Consider the following 17,041-nt stretch of genomic DNA (forward strand, 5'->3'; position numbering starts at 1 on the left):
TGGCCGCGGGCGGCAACAGCGGCGTTCCAGGGAGTGGAATGCTCCCTTGCCGAGCGGATGACGTTTCATCAGACTCGGCGCATGCAGACGCGTACCGCCCTGGTGACCGGAGCCGCACAGGGCCTCGGGCAGGAGTTCGCCGTCGCGCTCGCCGGGCACGGCTACCGGGTCGCGGGGCTCGATCTGGAGCCGCAGCCGCGGACGGCCGAACAGATCCCGGACTACGTGGAGTTGGTCGGGGACGTCAGCGACCCGGACACCGTGCGGGAGGGGCTGGAGCGGATCATCGACCGATGCGGCGCACTGCACGTGGTGGTGAACAACGCCGGCGTCTACCCGGCAAAGCCCTTCGAGGAGACCACACTCGAGGACTGGCGCCGGGTCATGCGGGTCAACCTGGAGGGCCCCTTCCTGGTGACGCACTCGGCGCTGCCGTATCTGAAGGCCGCCGGGTGGGGCCGTATCGTCAACATCACCTCGGCGGCCGTCCTCACCGCACCGCCCACGATGGTCCCCTACGTCGCCTCGAAGATGGGCCTGATCGGCTTCACCCGCTCGCTCGCCGCGGCCGTCGCCCGCCACGGCATCACGGTCAACGCCATCGCGCCCAGCATGGTCCGCACGGCCACCGCCGAGCGCACGGTCGGCGCGGACGGCGGCTTCGAGTACGTCCGCTCCGGACAGGCCGTCGTAAGGACGCAGGTGCCGGCCGACCTGGTCTCGACCCTGCTGTACGTCGTCGACGAGGGCAGCGGCTTCCTGACCGGGCAGACCCTCAACGTGTCAGGAGGCTCCGCCTACCTCTGACGCCCACCCCCGCAGCTCCTCCTTCAGGGAACGCTGAAAGGCCGTCAACAGGGCCTGCACCACCAGGGGTTGCATGTGCGCGGACAGCGACCTCACGTCCTGGGCGTCGCGCCTGGCCACCTCGCCCCGGAAAAGCTGCGACAACTCGTGCGCGGCGGCCCGGGAGTGCTCGATGAGCACCTTCCGCGAAGCCAGGATCGCCTCCTGCGACAGCGGCACGTCGAGCAGCCCCACACCCAGCCGGAGCAGCCCCAGGTCGACCAGGCAGGCGTCGCCGTCCCGCCGCACCACGTCCATCGCGGCGAGCCGCTCCACGTCGTCGTCGCTCAGCGCCCGCCCCGCCCGCCGCCGCAGTTCCTCCCATGTCACCCGCTCCACGAGGTCAGGGGCCCAGGAGGCCACCACGGCCCGGTGGATCGCCAGGTCGTGGGCGCTCAATCCGGCCGGCAACTGCTGCACGTACCGCTCGATCGCGGCCAGCGTCATGCCCTGCTGCTGGAGTTCCTCGATCAGTGCCAGGCGCGCGAGGTGCTCACGGCCGTAGTGACCGACCCGGCGGGGACCGATCACCGGCGGCGGCAGCAGCCCCCGCGTGCCGTAGAAACGCACGGTGCGGACCGTGACACCCGCCCGCGCGGCCAGTTCGTCGACGGTGAGCGTCGGCCCCCCGGCGTCGCCCTCGACGTCGTCGGCGTCGTGATCGGCATCGCGGCCATCGGGGGAGGCGTCGGTCGTCATGTGCAGCAGTATCGCTGTCTCACCAACGCTGTGAAACCCACCCTCTGTGACGGCCGCCACCGTGTGGGAAGTGGCGTGCGGGGCAGGCGAGCCCTCGGCCCGCGCCCTCCGTCAGGAGGTACGGGCCGACGCACGTCCGGACACCCGAGCGAGACCCCCCGGGGCGCACCAGAGAGTGGATCATCCGTGAGCAAGGACGCCGTGCCATCGGTACAGGCCGCCTCCCGCACCGACGTGGCCCAGATGCCCGCCGACGCGGGCGACGCCGGCTACAGCAAGGACCTCAAGCCCCGCCACGTCAACATGATCGCCATCGGCGGGGCCATCGGCACCGGCCTCTTCCTGGGAGCCGGAGGACGCCTGCACACCGCGGGCCCGGCGCTCGCGCTCGCCTACCTGGTCTGCGGCATCTTCGCCTTCTTCGTCGTGAGGGCGCTGGGCGAACTGGTCCTCTACCGCCCCTCCTCGGGCTCCTTCGTGTCGTACGCGCGCGAGTTCCTCGGCGAGAAGGGCGCCTACGTCGCCGGCTGGATGTACTTCCTGAACTGGTCGACGACCGGCATCGCCGACATCACCGCGATCGCGCTCTACACGCACTACTGGAGCCTGTTCACGGACATCCCCCAGTGGACGCTGGCCCTGATCGCGCTGGCCGTCGTCCTGACCGTGAACCTGATCTCGGTGAAGATGTTCGGCGAGATGGAGTTCTGGTTCGCGATCATCAAGGTCGCCACACTCGTCGGCTTCATGCTGATCGGCATCTTCCTGCTGGCCACACAGCACGACGTGGGCGGCGGCACACCCGGCCCGAGCGTGATCACCGACAACGGCGGCCTCCTGCCGCACGGCGCGATGCCGGTCGTCCTCGTCATGCAGGGCGTGATCTTCGCGTACGCAGCGCTGGAGCTGGTCGGTGTCGCGGCGGGCGAGACCGCGGAACCGGAGAAGGTCGTCCCGCGCGCGGTGAACTCGATCATGTGGCGCGTCGGCCTGTTCTACGTCGGCTCGGTCGTCCTGCTGGCCCTGCTGCTCCCCGGCTCGGTGTACTCGGCCGACGAGAGCCCCTTCGTCACCGTCCTGTCGAAGATCGGCATCCCGGCGGCGGGCGACGTGATGAACCTGGTGGTCCTGACGGCGGCGATGTCGTCCCTGAACTCGGGCCTCTACTCCACGGGCCGCATCCTGCGCTCCATGGCGGCGGCCGGCTCGGCACCGAGGTTCACCGCACGCATGAACCGCAGCCAGGTCCCCTACGGCGGCATCCTGCTGACCTGCGCGGTCTGCGTCCTCGGCGTCGGCCTGAACTACCTCATGCCGAGCCAGGCCTTCGAGATCGTCCTGAACATCGCCTCTCTCGGGGTCATCAGCACCTGGGTGATCATCATGGTCTGCCACCTGGTCTTCGTCCGCCGTGCGCGGGAGGGCCTGGTGGCCCGCCCCTTCTTCCGCCTCCGCTTCAGTCCGGCCACGGAGATCACCACGATCGCCTTCCTCCTGGCCTGCCTCGGCATGATGTGGAACGACCCCGAGGTCGGCCGCAGGACCCTGCTCCTGATCCCGGTGATCGCCGTGCTCCTGGTCGCGGGCTGGTTCGGCGTCCGCCGCCAGGTCGACCGCACGGCGGACCGCGAGCTGACCGGCCTCACGGACTGAGCAGCGGCCGTTGTTGTCAGTGGTGACCTCTACGGTGGCGTCATGGGGGAGATCAAGTACATCCGAGGCGACGCGACCGTCCCGTCCGTGAAGGGCGTCAAGCTGATCGCGCACGTCTGCAACGACATCGGCGGGTGGGGGAAGGGCTTCGTCGTCGCCCTCTCGAGCCGCTGGCCCGAGCCGGAGGCCGCCTACCGTGCCTGGCACCGGGGGCGCGCCGCCGGCGACTTCGGACTGGGAGCGGTCCAGTTCGTGCAGGTCGAGCCCTATGTGTGGGTGGCCAACATGGTCGGGCAGCGGGGCATACGCAGGGGCAGCAAGGGAGTCCCGGTGCGCTACGAGGCGATCGACGTGGCGCTGGGGCGGCTGGCCGACAAGGCCGTGGAGCTCGGCGCCTCCGTGCACATGCCACGAATAGGGTGCGGGCTGGCCGGCGGAAAGTGGTCCCGTGTGGAGCCGCTGATCGTCGAGCGGCTCCTGAAGCGGGGCCTCTCGGTCACGGTCTACGACCACGGGGGCAGCGGGAGCTGACCCAGGACCTCGCCGTCCGGCCCGATTCTTGGATCCGGGGAGATCGGGTACCCGGCCGGTGTGAGAAAGGTGCTCCGCAGCGGCACGCTGGTATTCCTGGCCCTGATCGGACCGGCCCTCGCGGGCTGCGGCAGCGTCGGAGACCGCCGCTCGGACGCCGAATCCACCGCGGCCGTATTCGAGAGGCTGCTCCGTACCGACGATGCGAACGGCCTCTGCGCGGTCCTCGCGCCGGAAACCCGCGGCGAACTGGAGGATTCCGAGAAGGCGAACTGCGCGAAGGCGATCGCCGCACAGGACCTCCCCCTCGGTGGCGCCACCCACCGCGTGGACGTCTACGGCCGACAGGCCCGTGTCGTCCTGGACACGGACACCCTGTTCCTCTCCCTGTTCCCCGACGGCTGGAAGGTCGTCGCCGCGGGGTGCACGCCCCGCCCGGGCCGGCCGTACCAGTGCACGATCAAGGGAGGCTGAGGACATATGCGGACCATGTTCACGCTCTGCCTGGTCGTCGTCCTCAGCGGCCTCGTCTACATCACCGTCCTGGGGCTGATGCACCGATGAGCACACGCACCCGCGGCTTTCTGCGCGACAACGGTCTCGGCCTGGTCTTCGGCATCGGATTCCTGATGGCCCTCGCGGGCCAGGCGATCGCGGGCCAGGCGGACTTCAACAACCAGCTCGCCACCGAAGGACTCACCCAGGTCGGATTCGGCGAATACCTCATGTCGTCCGACTTCGCCGTCGACGTGTCGGAGAACTGGCAGTCGGAGTATCTGCAGTTCTTCCTCTACATCACCGCGACCGTCTGGCTCCTGCAGCGGGGCTCGCCCGAATCGAAGGAGATGCACAAAGCCGGAACCGAGTCCGACAGGGATCAGCGGGCGGGACGGTACGCCCGCCAGGACTCCCCACGATGGGCCGGTGCCGGTGGAGTGCGCCAGGCGCTCTACTCCCGCTCCCTCGGCCTGGTCATGGGCACCCTGTTCGCCTTCTCCTGGCTGGCTCAGTCGATCAGTGGTGTCGCCGCGTACAACGAGGAGCAGCTCCGCCAACTCCAGACCCCCGTGAGCTGGGGAAGCTATATCGGCTCCGCGGACTTCTGGAGCCGGACCCTGCAGAACTGGCAGTCCGAACTCCTCGCGGTTGCCTCCATGGCCATTCTCTCCGTCTACCTCAGACAGCGCGGCTCACCGGAGTCCAAGCCGGTGGGGGCGGCCCACACCTCGACGGGTGTCGAAGGATAGGACCGCCCTCAGCACTAATTGGCGTGCACGTCGTCCGTCGCTGCGATCTTCTTCCACGACTTCGGCTGTACGACAGCCCCCGCGGTCCCCACGGCCTCGGCGATTGACGCGCCCCGGGCCGCCGGCGCCCCCGGCTTCGACGGCTGGAACAACCAGGTGTCGAACAGCGCGGTCAGCGACTGCCCGGACACCTCCTCGGCGTACGCCCGGAAGTCGCCGACGGAGGCGTTGCCGTACGCGTACCTCTGCGGCCAGCCCTTCAGCACCGCGAAGAACGCCTTGTCACCGATCTCGTTCCGCAGTGCCTGGAGAGCCAGCGCACCCCGGTCGTAGACGGCGATGTCGAACTGGTTCTCGGGCCCGGGGTCACCCGGCTTCACGGTCCAGAACGCGTCGTCGGCCGGATGCGAGGCGTACACGTAGTCGGCGAGTTCCTGCGCCGTGCCCTCGCCCTCGTGCTCGGACCACAGCCACTGCGCGTACCGGGCGAAGCCCTCGTTGATCCAGATGTCCTTCCAGCCCCGCACGGACACGAGGTCGCCGTACCACTGGTGGGCCAGCTCGTGCACGACCACGGAGGTGTTCGACCCGTTCGCGAACTGTCGAGGACTGTAGAAGGGCCGCGTCTGCGTCTCCAGCGCGTACCCGGTGTTCGTGTTCGGCACATAGCCGCCGAGCGCGTCGAAGGGATACGGCCCGAACCAGCCGCTCAGCCAGTCGGCGATCTCCCCTGTCCGCTCGACGCTGGCCCGCGCCGCGCCGTAGTTGGCGCCGAGGTCCTTGCTGTATGCGTTGACGACCGGGATGCCGCCGTCGGTCGTCCCGGTCGTGATGTCGAACCGGCCGACGGCCAGTGTCGCCAGATACGTGGCCTGCGGCTTGTCGGAGCGCCAGTTCCAGCGGGTCCAGCCGAGCCGTGAACTCGTCGACTGGAGCGTGCCGTTGGAGATGGCTTGGCTGCCGTCCGGCACCAGGACCGACACGTCGTAGGTGGCCTTGTCGAGCGGATGGTCGTTGCTCGGGAACCACCACCACGCCGACTCGGGCTCGTTCGCCCCGACACCCCCGTCGGGAGTGCGGTGCCAGCTGGTGAAGCCGTACGCCTGCTTCGACGACGGCACCCCGCTGTACCGGACCACCACCGTGACCGGGGTGCCCTTCGCCAGCGGTGTCCTCGGCGTGATCTCCAGCTCATGCTCACCCGAGGTCGTGAACGACGCCTTCGCGTTGTTGACCCGCACCTCGCTCACGTCGAGGAGGAAGTCCAGATCGAAACGGGACAGATCCTGAGTGGTGCGCGCCAGGAGGGTCGCCGTGCCCTCCAGTTCGTCCGTCGCCGGCTGGTACTTCAGCCGCAGGTCGTAGTGGGAGACGTCGTAGCCGCCGTTGCCGTAGGCCGGGTAGTAGGGGTCGCCGATACCCGGAGCGCCCGGGGAGGAGCTCGCCGCCGACGCCGGGATCGCCAGCATGAGGGAAGCCGTCGCGAGTGCGCCCGGTGCGAAGAGTCTGCGGTGCACAAGAACTCCAAGTCGTGGGGGGACGAAGTCTGTTCGCAGCCTATTCACCACCTGTGAGCCGGCCGTGTCCACGGCCGCACCCGTCACACGATCGCCATTCGGCCGTCATGGACCCAAGAGGCCCTCTTTTGTGCGGGAGTTGACCGCAGTACCGTCCGGCGCATGTCGAAACGCACGCGCTTCACGATCTGGAGACCGCTCGCGACAGCCGCGGCGGCCACCGCCGCCCTGCTGGCGACCTTCCTCACGCCCGCGACCGCCCAGGCACAGGCCACTCCGCGCGAGAGCCAACCCGTCTACTCGTACGAGAACGCCGTCCGCGAGGCCGTCTGGGTGGACACCCGGCTCGACGGCGACGGTGACGGAAGGACCGACCGCGTCGCCGTCGACATCGTCCGGCCCCGCGAACCGGCGCAACAGGGCCGCAAGGTCCCGGTCATCATGGACGCCAGCCCGTACTACTCCTGCTGCGGACGCGGCAACGAGAGCCAGCTGAAGACGTACGACGCGAACGGCCACGTCGTCCAGATGCCGCTGTTCTACGACAACTACTTCGTGCCCCGCGGCTACGCCTTCGTCGGCGTCGACCTCGCCGGCACCAACCGCTCCGACGGCTGTGTGGACGTCGGCGGTCGCTCCGACATCCAGTCGGCCAAGGCAGTGGTCGACTGGCTGAATGGCCGGGCCACCGCCTACACGACCCGCACGGGCACCGGGAAGACCAGGGCCACCTGGACCAACGGCAGGACGGGCATGATCGGCAAGAGCTGGGACGGCACCATCGCCAACGGCGTCGCCGCGACCGGCGTCGAGGGCCTGAAGACCATCGTCCCCATCAGCGCCATCTCCGACTGGTACGACTACTACTTCTCCAAGGGCGCCCCGCTCTACGACTCCGGCCCGGACTGGCTCTCCGACTACGTCGACAGCCCAGACGCCCGCGCCAGGTGCGCCGCCGTCCAGCGGAAACTCGTCGACCAGGCGCCCCGCACCGGTGACCGGACCCCGCTGTGGACCGAGCGCGACTACGTCAAGGACGCACGCAAGGTCAGGGCCAGCGTCTTCGCGATCCACGGCATGCAGGACCTCAACGTCCGCCTCCAGCACCTCGGTCCGTGGTGGGACGCCCTCGCGAAGAACGGCGTCGAGCGCAAGATCTGGCTCTCCCAGACCGGGCACGTCGACCCCTTCGACTTCCGCCGCGCGGCCTGGGTCGACACCCTGCACCGCTGGTTCGACCACGAACTCCTCGGCTACGCCAACGGCATCGACCGCGAGCCCATGGCCGACATCGAGCGCCACCCCGACCAGTGGGTCACCTCGAAGTCCTGGCCCCCGCGCGGCACTTCGGCGGCCACTCTGCGTCCCGCGAAGGGCACTCAGCCGGGCGTCGGCACCCTCGGCCTGACCAGGGCCAAGGGCAACGAGACCTTCACCGACAACCCGGCACTGAGCGAGACCGACTGGGCCGCCCAGATCGACACCTCGACCCCCGACAAGGCGGGCTTCACCACCGGCACCCTCACCAGGGACCTCCGTCTGTCCGGTTCCTCCAAGGTCCAGGTGACGGCGACCCCGACCACCTCCACGGCCCACCTGTCCGCCGTCCTCGTGGACCTCGGCCCCGACACCATCCGCGACTACGCGGCGAGCGGGGAAGGGATCAGCACCCTGACCGACCGCACCTGCTGGGGTCTGAGCACCACCGGCGACAGCGCCTGCTTCAAGCAGACCCAGGCGAAGACCACCGCCGTCGACCACACCGTGGTCAGCCGCGGCTGGGCCGACCTCGGCAACTACGCCGACCCCGGCAAGGGCGTCCCGCTCACCCCCGGCAGGGCCTACACCATCACCCTCGACCTCGGCGCCACCGACCACGTCGTCCCGGCGGGCCACCGCCTCGCCCTGATCGTCGCGGGCACCGACAAGGACCTCATCGACCCGCCGTCCACCAGGCCGACGCTGACGATCGATCTGTCCCGTACGTCGGCCCTCGTCCCGCTGGTCGGCGGCGCGGCCGCCTTCGCGCACGCCACGAAGGGCGCCGGGACTGTCGTACCGGACAAGGCCACGGCACTCGACGGCGTCCGGGTACCGAGCACCGTCCACCGGGTCCCGGAGGGCGGATGACGATCCGAACCGTCATCGTGGGCGCGGCGGCCCTGGTCGCATCCCTGGTCGCCGCGCCGGCCCACGCGGCCGAGACCCCGCCCCGCACCGGGTTCGAAAGAACCGAGGGCGCCCGCTGGACGTCCGGGTCCGAGGAGCAGGACTTCCTCACCCAGGTCGACAGGAGCGACAGAGCCTCCCTCAGCCGCATCGGTACGACGAAACAGGGCCGCCCCCTCCATCTCGTCCAGGTGGGCGCCCGCCACGCCCCCACCAAGGTCCTCCTCGTCTGCAGCCAGCACGGCGACGAACCCTCCGGCCGCGAGGCCTGTCTCACCACGGTCCGCGACCTGGCGTACGCGAGGGACGCCCGCACCCGGCGCTTCCTCGACCGCACCACCGTGCTGGTCGTGCCCACCGCCAACCCCGACGGCCGGGCCGCCGACACCCGGGGCAACAGCGACGGCGTCGACGTCAACCGCGACCACCTCGCTCTGGCCACCGCCGAGGCCCGCGCCATGGCGAGGGTGATCCGCGACCGGCAACCGGACGTGATCTACGACCTGCACGAGTACACGGCCACCCCGCGCTACTACGACAAGGACCTCTTCGACCTCTGGCCCCGCAACCCCAACACCGACGCGGCCGTCCACGACGAGGCCGAGACCCTCTCACAGGCGTATGTACGCCCTGCCGCCCAGGAAGCCGGCTACTCGACCGGTACGTACGGCATCTGGACCGACCCGGTCACCGGCGATCCGATCAAGCAGGTCGCCGGCGACGGCCAGGAACGCATCCTGCGCAACATGTCCGGCGTCAAGCACGCGGTCGGCCTGCTGATCGAGAGCCGGGTCGAGCCCCTCGGGGACACGGACGAGGCGGGCAACAACCGGCGCCGGGTGAACTCCCAACTGGCTGCTCTGAAAGGCCTGTTCACCTTCACCGGCGCCCGTCGCGCGCAACTCGAGGAGGCCACCACCGAGGCCCGTCACCAGGCCGACACCGGACCCGTGTACGTCGGCGGTGCCGACAACGACCCGCCCGAACCCGCCGAGGTGATCCAGGACCCGCCCTGCGGCTACCGGCTCACCGACGCCCAGTACACGGAGGTGAAGGACGAACTCGCCCTGCACGGAGTGAGGACGAAGGGGACCTACGTCCCGCTGCGCCAGCCCCTGCGCGCCCTCGTCGCCCTGCTCCTCGACGCACGCGCTCCCTACCACCTCACCGCCGGGGAGCCCGACACCGGTTGTTGAATCGGTCGAGATCTGCGGCACGTGTGGTAGGTCCTGGGGAACTGGTGTGAAAACCGGCGTATCCACCGCCCCAGGGGAAGGTGCCGCAGATGACTGAAGACCTGCAGAAGAGAGGTGGCCGGGAGGATCCCGCGGGCGTTCTCGGCCACCAGACCGACCGGGTGGTGTTCGGAGTCACCGCCGCCATCACCCTGGCTTTCGTGATCTGGGGGTGGGCGGCGACGGACTCGTTGGAGGACGTCTCCACCACCATGCTGAACGGGCTCATCCACAACGGCGGCTGGGCCTTCATGCTGGCCGCCTCGTGTTTCGTGGTGTTCGCCCTGTGGCTCGCGATGAGCCGCTACGGCCGCATCCACCTGGGCGCCGAGGGCGAGGAGCCCGAGTTCAAGACCGTCTCCTGGGTCGCCATGATGTTCAGCGCGGGCATGGGAATCGGCCTGATGTTCTACGGCGTCAGCGAGCCGCTCTCGCACTACACGACCCCGCCTCCGGGCACGAATCCCGCCAACTCCGGTGACCGCATGGAGACGGCGATGGCGACCACCCTCTTCCACTGGACCCTGCACCCCTGGGCGATCTACGCGGTGGTCGGCCTCGGCATCGCCTACAGCACCTTCCGCAAGCGCCGGCGCCAGACCATCAGCGCCGTCTTCACCCCGCTCATCGGGGAGAGGCACGCGAACGGCACCGCGGGCCGGGTGATCGACATCCTCGCGATCATCGCCACCGTCTTCGGCTCCGCGGCCTCCCTGGGTCTCGGTGCCCTCCAGATCGGCTCCGGATTCCGGGAACTGGACTGGATGGACGACGTCAGCACCGGGCTGCTCGTCTCGATCATCGCCGTGCTGACCCTGGCCTTCGTGCTCTCGGCCGTCTCCGGCATCGAGCGGGGCATCCAGTGGCTGTCCAACACCAACATGGTGCTCGCCCTGATCCTCGCGGTCTTCGTGTTCATCGCGGGCCCCACGATCATCGTGCTGGACCTGTTGCCCACCTCGGTCTTCTCCTACCTCGGCGACCTGCCCCAGCTCGCCGGCCGGACCGAGGCCAGCGGCGGCAAGGGCGTCGCGGATTGGCTCGGCAGCTGGACGGTCTTCTACTGGGCCTGGTGGATCTCCTGGACGCCCTTCGTCGGCATGTTCATCGCCCGCATCAGCCGCGGCCGCACGATCCGGCAGTTCGTGGGCGGTGTCATCCTCGTGCCCAGCACGGTCAGCCTCGTCTGGTTCGCGATCTTCGGCGGTACGGCCATGAAGCTGAAGGAGGGCGGCGCGCTCGGCGGCGAGAACACCCCCGAGGGCCAACTCTTCGGCGTCCTCCAGGAGTTCCCCCTCGCCACCGCCAGCAGCCTGCTCGTGATGATCCTGGTCGGTATCTTCTTCGTCTCGGGAGCGGACGCCGCGTCCATCGTGATGGGCACGCTCTCCCAGCGGGGCGCCCTCGAACCAGGCCGTTTCGTCGTCGTGTTCTGGGGTGTGGTGACCGGAGCCGTCGCCGCCATCATGCTGCTCGTCGGCAGCGGCCAGGGCGACGCCCTCACCGGCCTGCAGAACCTCACGATCCTGGCTGCCGCGCCCTTCGTCCTCGTGATGATCGGCATGTGCGTCGCCCTCATGCGCGACCTGCGCAGGGACCCGCTCATCGTGCGCGGTGAGATGGGCTCCGAGGCCGTCGAACTCGCCGTGATCGAGGGCCACAAGAAGTACGACGGGGACTTCGAGATCAAGGTCGGCCCGGGCCCCGGCACGGACACTGAGGGCGACCCCCTGGGCCACGACCACGGCTGACCGGTGCGCACGGCCAGGACGAGGCGAGTCCGTCCGTCTCGTCCAGGGCCGCCGCGTCCCCTACCCATTCGACCGTGCGTACGCCGGTGGGCCAGGGGCGTGGCACCCATTCCTCGTGGAAGCCCGGAGACCGCGGCACCCGGCGCCGACGGAATGCCTCATGCCATGCTCAGACCGCCCCGAGGCGGGAATACTCACAGCATGTCTGGCGCATACGCGACCTTCGGCCTGGCACCGGCGATGCGTGCCGGTGGAGTCCTCGCCAACGGGGACTTCCAGGTACACCGGGACTTCGTGGACTTCATCGTCGACGGCCGCCCGCTCCTCTTCCAGCTCTCCGACCTCGACGCCGTGTCCCCACTCGCCTCCGACGTCCCACCCGCGATCTTCACCGCCCAGGTCCGCAGCCTCCTGGGCGAGACGGACGCCCCGCTTCCGGGCGGCCGTCACATCATCTACGGCTGCCCCGAGTGCGAGGACCTCGCCTGCGGTGCCGTCACCGCCGTCATCGAGCGGGAGGGCGACGACTTCGTCTGGCGGGAGTTCGCCTGGCAGACGGAGGAGGCCGTGGACCTCCAGCTCAACGGCTACCACGGCATCGGCCCCTTCCGCTTCCGGGGCGACGAGTACCGCGCGGCGCTCGACTCCCTGCTCCAGGGCGGCGGCGACCCGGAGGGAGGTCGCCGACGCGTCCTGCTCATCGGCGCCCGCGTCGCCGTCCTCGCCAAGCTGGCCGCCGCCCTGCGCACCATCGGCATCGGCGCCGACATCACCCACGGCGTGGCCGGCGTCCCCGCCGACGAACTGCGCGGCTACGGCGCCGTCGCCTTCGGCCGTGCGGTCACCGAGGAGGAACGTGCCGCCGTACGCCGCTCCTTCGAAGGCGCGGGCGTCGAGGTGACCTATGTCGTCGGCCTCGCCCCGATCATCCCGCTCCTCGTGGCCCAGATAGAGCACGCCCTGGACCGCAGCCCGGTCGAACAGCGCCGGATGACCCGCCTGGTCGCCGCCGACGGCGAGGCCGGCGTCGAGATCACCTCACCGTGCCGGGTCCGGCTGACGGCGTACCGCCTCGACCGGCTCTACCGCACCCACGCCCACGAGGTCTTCGACGGCCTGCTGGAGGCGGGCCGGCACCGGATCGCCCTGGACGCCAAGGCGGTGAAGGGGGAATCGTTCGTGGTGGCACGGACCTCGGGAAGTGTCCTGGTGGAGACGATGGCCCGCTGAAAACCGGAGCGCAGGTCATCCCGTACGGCGACTAGGATCGGCGGTCTGATGACTGCCACCCTTGTCGCCAAGAACCTCGCCGCCGGCCACGGCGACCGCTCCCTGTTCAGCGGGCTCGACCTCGTCGTCGCGCCCGGAGACGTGATCGGCCTGGTCGGGGCCAACGGCGCCGGCAAGTCCACGCTGCTCAGGATGCTCGCCGGGCTGCTCGCACCGGAGGAGGGCGAGCTCAGGCTCTCCCCGCCGACGGCGACCGTCGGCCACCTCCCGCAGGAGCCGGAGCGACGCCCGGGCGAGACCGTCCGCGAGTTCCTGGCCCGCCGCACCGGCGTCGCCGAGGCCCAGCGCACCATGGACGAGGCGACGCAGGGCCTGGTCGACGGGGCACCGGGAGCGGACGACGCGTACGCCACGAGCCTGGAGCGCTGGCTCGACCTCGGCGGCGCCGACCTCGACGAACGGGCCGAGGAGATCGCCGACTCGCTGGGCCTGGCCGTGGACCTCGACCAGCCGATGACCTCCCTCTCGGGCGGCCAGGCGGCCAGGGCGGGCCTCGCCTCCCTCCTCCTCTCCCGCTACGACGTCTTCCTCCTCGACGAGCCGACCAACGACCTGGACCTGGACGGCCTGGAGCGCCTGGAGCGGTTCGTGAAGGGCCTGCGCACCGGCACGGTCGTCGTCAGCCACGACCGCGAGTTCCTCACCCGCACCGTCACCAAGGTCCTCGAACTCGACCTCGCCCAGCGGCAGATCAACCTCTACGGCGGCGGCTACGAGGCCTATCTGGAGGAGCGGGAGGTGGCCCGCCGCCACGCCCGCGACGACTTCGAGGAGTACGCCGACAAACGGTCCGCGCTCCAGGACCGGGCGCAGATGCAGCGTTCGTGGATGGACAAGGGCGTCAAGAACGCCCGGCGCAAGGCGAACAACGACAACGACAAGATCGGCCGCAAGTTCCGCAGCGAGGCCAGCGAGAAGCAGGCCGCCAAGGCCCGCCAGACCCAGCGCATGATCGAACGCCTCGACGTCGTCGAGGAACCCCGCAAGGAGTGGGACCTGCGGATGGAGATCGCCTCGGCCCCGCGCTCCGGCGCGGTCGTCGCGACCCTGAGGGACGCCGAGGTACGTCAGGGCGAGTTCGTGCTCGGCCCGGTCTCCCTCCAGATCGACTGGGCGGACCGGGTGGCGGTCACGGGCGCCAACGGCGCGGGCAAGTCGACGCTGCTGGGCGCCCTGCTGGGCCGGGTGCCGCTGACCGCGGGACAGGCCTCCCTCGGTTCCGGCGTGCTGATCGGCGAGGTCGACCAGGCCCGCAAGCTCTTCCACGGCCCGGAGGCCCTGATGGACGCGTTCGGGGCGGCCGTCCCCGACACCGAGCCCGCCGAAGTCCGCACCCTGCTGGCCAAGTTCGGCCTGAAGGCGGACCACGTCCTGCGCCCGGCGGCGACACTGTCGCCGGGGGAGCGCACGAGGGCGGCCCTCGCTTTGTTGCAGGGCCGAGGAGTGAACCTCCTGGTCCTGGACGAGCCGACCAACCACCTCGATCTGCCTGCCATCGAGCAGCTCGAATCGGCCCTGAACGCCTACGAGGGCACGCTGCTACTGGTGACGCACGACCGCAGAATGCTGGACGCGGTCCACGTGACCCGGCGCCTGGAGCTCTCATCAGGCAAGGTGACAGAAACCCCCTAGGGGCGCGGGGAACTGCGCGACCAGCCACGAACCGGCCCGCAGCTCCCCACAACCGCTACCGCCCCTTCTTCTTGGAGTCGAGCAGCCCGGCCTTCCGCAGCGCGTCGGCCATCGCGTTGTTGGCCGGAGCAGGAGCCTGCCGCGGTTGCTGCTGCCGCTGCTGAGGAGCCCGCTGCTGAGAGGCCCGCCCGCCCCGCTGCTGCGGACGCCGCTCACCGCCGGAGGCCTGCGCCTCGTCATCGAGCCGCAGGGTCAACGAGATCCGCTTGCGCGGAATGTCGACGTCCAGCACCTTCACCTTGACGATGTCGCCGGGCTTCACCACGTCCCGAGGATCCTTGACGAACGTCTTGGACAGGGCGGACACATGCGCCAGCCCGTCCTGGTGGACGCCGATGTCGATGAACGCCCCGAACGCCGCCACGTTCGTCACGACCCCCTCCAGCACCATTCCGGAGGCCAGGTCGGAGATCTTCTCGACGCCCTCCTTGAACGTGGCCGTCCTGAAGGCCGGCCGAGGGTCACGCCCCGGCTTCTCCAGCTCCTTGAGGATGTCGCTCACCGTGGGCAGACCGAACGTCTCGTCCACGAAGTCCTGCGGCCGCAGCGAGCGCAGCACACCCGTGTTGCCGATGAGGGACGCCACTTCCTGCCCCACGGTCTTCACCATCCGCCGCACCACCGGGTACGCCTCGGGGTGCACGCTCGAGGAGTCCAGCGGGTCGGTGCCGCCGCGGATCCGCAGGAAGCCCGCGCACTGCTCGTAGGCCTTGGGACCCAGCCGGGCCACCTTCTTCAGCTCGGTGCGCGAGGTGAAAGGACCGTTGGCGTCGCGGTGCGACACGATGTTCTCGGCGAGCCCCGAGGTGATCCCGGAGACCCGGGAGAGCAGCGGAGCGGACGCGGTGTTCACGTCCACCCCCACGCCGTTGACACAGTCCTCCACCACCGCGTCCAGCGAACGCGACAGCTTCACCTCGGACAGGTCGTGCTGGTACTGGCCGACGCCGATCGACTTCGGGTCGATCTTCACCAGCTCGGCAAGCGGGTCCTGCAGCCGGCGTGCGATGGAGACCGCACCGCGCAGTGTCACGTCCATGTCGGGCAGTTCCTGCGAGGCGAACGCGGAGGCCGAGTACACGGAGGCGCCCGCCTCGGACACCATCACCTTGGTGAGATTCAACTCCGGGTGCTTGGCGATGAGTTCACCGGCGAGCTTGTCGGTCTCGCGGGACGCCGTGCCATTGCCGATCGAGACCAGCTCGACCGCGTGCTCCTTGGCCAGCCGGGCCAGCTTGGCGATCGCCTCGTCCCACCTGTTGGCCGGGACGTGCGGGTGGATGACGTCGGTGGCGACCACCTTGCCGGTCGCGTCGACCACGGCGACCTTCACGCCCGTGCGGAAGCCGGGGTCCAGGCCGAGCGTCGCGCGCGTGCCGGCCGGGGCGGCGAGCAGCAGGTCGCGGAGATTCGCCGCGAACACGTTGACCGCCTCGTCCTCGGCGGCCGTCCGCAGCCGCAGCCGCAGGTCGATGCCGAGGTGGACGAGGATCCGGGTCCGCCAGGCCCAACGAACCGTGTCCGTCAGCCACTTGTCGCCGGGCCGGCCGTGGTTGGCGATCCGGAACCTCCCGGCGACGATCCCCTCGTAGGACGAAGGGCCCTCCGTGGCCTCCTCCGGCTCCAGGACGAGGTCGAGGACGTCCTCCTTCTCGCCGCGCAGCATCGCCAGGATCCGGTGCGAGGGCAGGTCGGTGAAGGACTGGGAGAAGTCGAAGTAGTCGGCGAACTTGGCGCCCGCCTCCTCCTTGCCCTCGCGCACCTTCGCGGCCAGGCGTCCGCGCACCCACATGCGCTCGCGCAGCTCGCCGATCAGGTCGGCGTCCTCCGAGAACCGCTCGGTCAGGATCGCCCGCGCGCCGTCGAGGGCGGCCTGCGGATCGGCGACGCCCTTGTCCGCGTCGACGAACGCGGCGGCCGCGGCGAGGGGATCCACGCCCGGATCGCCCAGCAGGCCCTCGGCGAGCGGTTCGAGACCCGCCTCGCGCGCGATCTGGGCCTTCGTCCGTCGCTTCGGCTTGAACGGCAGGTAGATGTCCTCCAGGCGCGCCTTGGTCTCCGCGCCCCGGATCTGCGCCTCCAGTTCCCCGGTGAGCTTGCCCTGCTCACGCACCGAGTCGAGGATCGCCGACCGGCGCTCCTCCAACTCCCGCAGATAGCGAAGCCGCTCCTCGATCGTGCGCAGCTGCGCGTCGTCGAGCTCCTCGGTCGCTTCCTTGCGGTAGCGGGCGACGAAGGGAACCGTGGAACCGCCGTCGAGCAGTTCCACGGCAGCCTTCACCTGCCGCTCCCGTACGCCGAGTTCCTCGGCGATCCTGCCTTCGATGGACCCTACGTTGGTGGACCCGCTGGACCCGGGTGTCGTCACGATCCCGTACCGCCTTCTCACTGGGGTTGCGCGGCAATTGTGG

Annotated in this window: 13 protein-coding genes; 10 read left to right on the top strand and 3 right to left on the bottom strand. The window is 69.9% G+C overall.

Annotated features, from left to right (window positions below; translation table 11 throughout):
- The first annotated feature begins 81 nt into the window (after positions 1-81).
- Positions 82-807, top strand: coding sequence for an SDR family NAD(P)-dependent oxidoreductase (locus tag ACFYRX_RS21480; RefSeq protein ID WP_389101909.1), 726 nt, complete (start codon positions 82-84; stop codon positions 805-807).
- Here the strand turns inward: ACFYRX_RS21480 and ACFYRX_RS21485 are convergent.
- Positions 784-1,545 carry a MerR family transcriptional regulator gene (locus tag ACFYRX_RS21485; RefSeq protein WP_389101912.1) on the bottom strand — a complete coding sequence of 254 codons (762 nt, stop codon included), beginning with the start codon at positions 1,543-1,545 and terminating at the stop codon, positions 784-786. The two genes, ACFYRX_RS21480 and ACFYRX_RS21485, sit on opposite strands and share 24 nt — an antisense overlap.
- A gap of 186 nt (positions 1,546-1,731) precedes the next feature.
- Here ACFYRX_RS21485 and ACFYRX_RS21490 point away from each other — a divergent pair, with 186 nt between their 5' ends.
- From ACFYRX_RS21490 to ACFYRX_RS21505, 4 genes are all read left to right on the top strand, one after another.
- Entirely contained in the window at positions 1,732-3,198 is a 1,467-nt protein-coding gene (locus tag ACFYRX_RS21490) for an amino acid permease (protein WP_389101914.1), read from the top strand.
- A gap of 42 nt (positions 3,199-3,240) precedes the next feature.
- Positions 3,241-3,729 (top strand): macro domain-containing protein, encoded by a 489-nt coding sequence (locus ACFYRX_RS21495; RefSeq protein ID WP_389101917.1) that lies wholly within the window; start codon positions 3,241-3,243, stop codon positions 3,727-3,729.
- 60 nt (positions 3,730-3,789) lie between these two features.
- Positions 3,790-4,203, top strand: coding sequence for a hypothetical protein (locus ACFYRX_RS21500; protein WP_389101920.1), 414 nt, complete (start codon positions 3,790-3,792; stop codon positions 4,201-4,203).
- 86 nt (positions 4,204-4,289) lie between these two features.
- Positions 4,290-4,976 carry a DUF6766 family protein gene (locus ACFYRX_RS21505; protein WP_389101923.1) on the top strand — a complete coding sequence of 229 codons (687 nt, stop codon included), beginning with the start codon at positions 4,290-4,292 and terminating at the stop codon, positions 4,974-4,976.
- Between the two features lie 14 nt (positions 4,977-4,990).
- On the opposite strand, the gene ACFYRX_RS21510 is transcribed toward ACFYRX_RS21505, so the two are convergent.
- Positions 4,991-6,493, bottom strand: coding sequence for a M1 family metallopeptidase (locus tag ACFYRX_RS21510; protein WP_389101925.1), 1,503 nt, complete (start codon positions 6,491-6,493; stop codon positions 4,991-4,993).
- A gap of 162 nt (positions 6,494-6,655) precedes the next feature.
- Here ACFYRX_RS21510 and ACFYRX_RS21515 point away from each other — a divergent pair, with 162 nt between their 5' ends.
- The 5 genes from ACFYRX_RS21515 to ACFYRX_RS21535 all read left to right on the top strand — a co-directional run bounded on the left by ACFYRX_RS21515 (position 6,656) and on the right by ACFYRX_RS21535 (position 14,570).
- Entirely contained in the window at positions 6,656-8,623 is a 1,968-nt protein-coding gene (locus tag ACFYRX_RS21515) for a Xaa-Pro dipeptidyl-peptidase (protein WP_389101927.1), read from the top strand.
- Entirely contained in the window at positions 8,620-9,858 is a 1,239-nt protein-coding gene (locus tag ACFYRX_RS21520) for a M14 family metallocarboxypeptidase (RefSeq protein WP_389101929.1), read from the top strand. The genes ACFYRX_RS21515 and ACFYRX_RS21520 overlap by 4 nt, the downstream gene beginning before the upstream one ends.
- An 89-nt stretch (positions 9,859-9,947) precedes the next feature.
- Positions 9,948-11,648: a BCCT family transporter gene (locus tag ACFYRX_RS21525; protein ID WP_389101931.1), complete on the top strand. Its 1,701-nt coding sequence runs from the start codon at positions 9,948-9,950 to the stop codon at positions 11,646-11,648.
- A 201-nt stretch (positions 11,649-11,849) separates the two neighbouring features.
- The gene (locus tag ACFYRX_RS21530; RefSeq protein WP_389101933.1) at positions 11,850-12,878 is read left to right on the top strand and encodes an oxidoreductase; all 1,029 of its coding nucleotides are present in this window, start codon (positions 11,850-11,852) and stop codon (positions 12,876-12,878) included.
- A 48-nt stretch (positions 12,879-12,926) separates the two neighbouring features.
- Positions 12,927-14,570, top strand: a complete 1,644-nt coding sequence (locus tag ACFYRX_RS21535; protein ID WP_389101936.1) for an ABC-F family ATP-binding cassette domain-containing protein — start codon at positions 12,927-12,929, stop codon at positions 14,568-14,570.
- Positions 14,571-14,625: 55 nt separating this feature from the next.
- Here ACFYRX_RS21535 and ACFYRX_RS21540 read toward each other — a convergent pair whose 3' ends face one another.
- Positions 14,626-16,998 carry a Tex family protein gene (locus ACFYRX_RS21540; protein ID WP_389101938.1) on the bottom strand — a complete coding sequence of 791 codons (2,373 nt, stop codon included), beginning with the start codon at positions 16,996-16,998 and terminating at the stop codon, positions 14,626-14,628.
- Positions 16,999-17,041: the final 43 nt, after the last annotated feature.

Source organism: Streptomyces sp. NPDC005374 (assembly GCF_042872225.1).
Taxonomy (GTDB): domain Bacteria; phylum Actinomycetota; class Actinomycetes; order Streptomycetales; family Streptomycetaceae; genus Streptomyces.

Bases quoted from the DNA above. Each gene is read 5' to 3' on its own strand.
- ACFYRX_RS21515 (WP_389101927.1), top strand. From the start codon at position 6,656: ATGTCGAAACGCACGCGCTTCACGATCTGGAGACCGCTCGCGACAGCC.
- ACFYRX_RS21520 (WP_389101929.1), top strand. From the start codon at position 8,620: ATGACGATCCGAACCGTCATCGTGGGCGCGGCGGCCCTGGTCGCATCC.
- ACFYRX_RS21525 (WP_389101931.1), top strand. From the start codon at position 9,948: ATGACTGAAGACCTGCAGAAGAGAGGTGGCCGGGAGGATCCCGCGGGC.
- ACFYRX_RS21505 (WP_389101923.1), top strand. From the start codon at position 4,290: ATGAGCACACGCACCCGCGGCTTTCTGCGCGACAACGGTCTCGGCCTG.
- ACFYRX_RS21485 (WP_389101912.1), bottom strand. From the start codon at position 1,545: ATGACGACCGACGCCTCCCCCGATGGCCGCGATGCCGATCACGACGCC.
- ACFYRX_RS21480 (WP_389101909.1), top strand. From the start codon at position 82: ATGCAGACGCGTACCGCCCTGGTGACCGGAGCCGCACAGGGCCTCGGG.
- ACFYRX_RS21495 (WP_389101917.1), top strand. From the start codon at position 3,241: ATGGGGGAGATCAAGTACATCCGAGGCGACGCGACCGTCCCGTCCGTG.
- ACFYRX_RS21535 (WP_389101936.1), top strand. From the start codon at position 12,927: ATGACTGCCACCCTTGTCGCCAAGAACCTCGCCGCCGGCCACGGCGAC.
- ACFYRX_RS21530 (WP_389101933.1), top strand. From the start codon at position 11,850: ATGTCTGGCGCATACGCGACCTTCGGCCTGGCACCGGCGATGCGTGCC.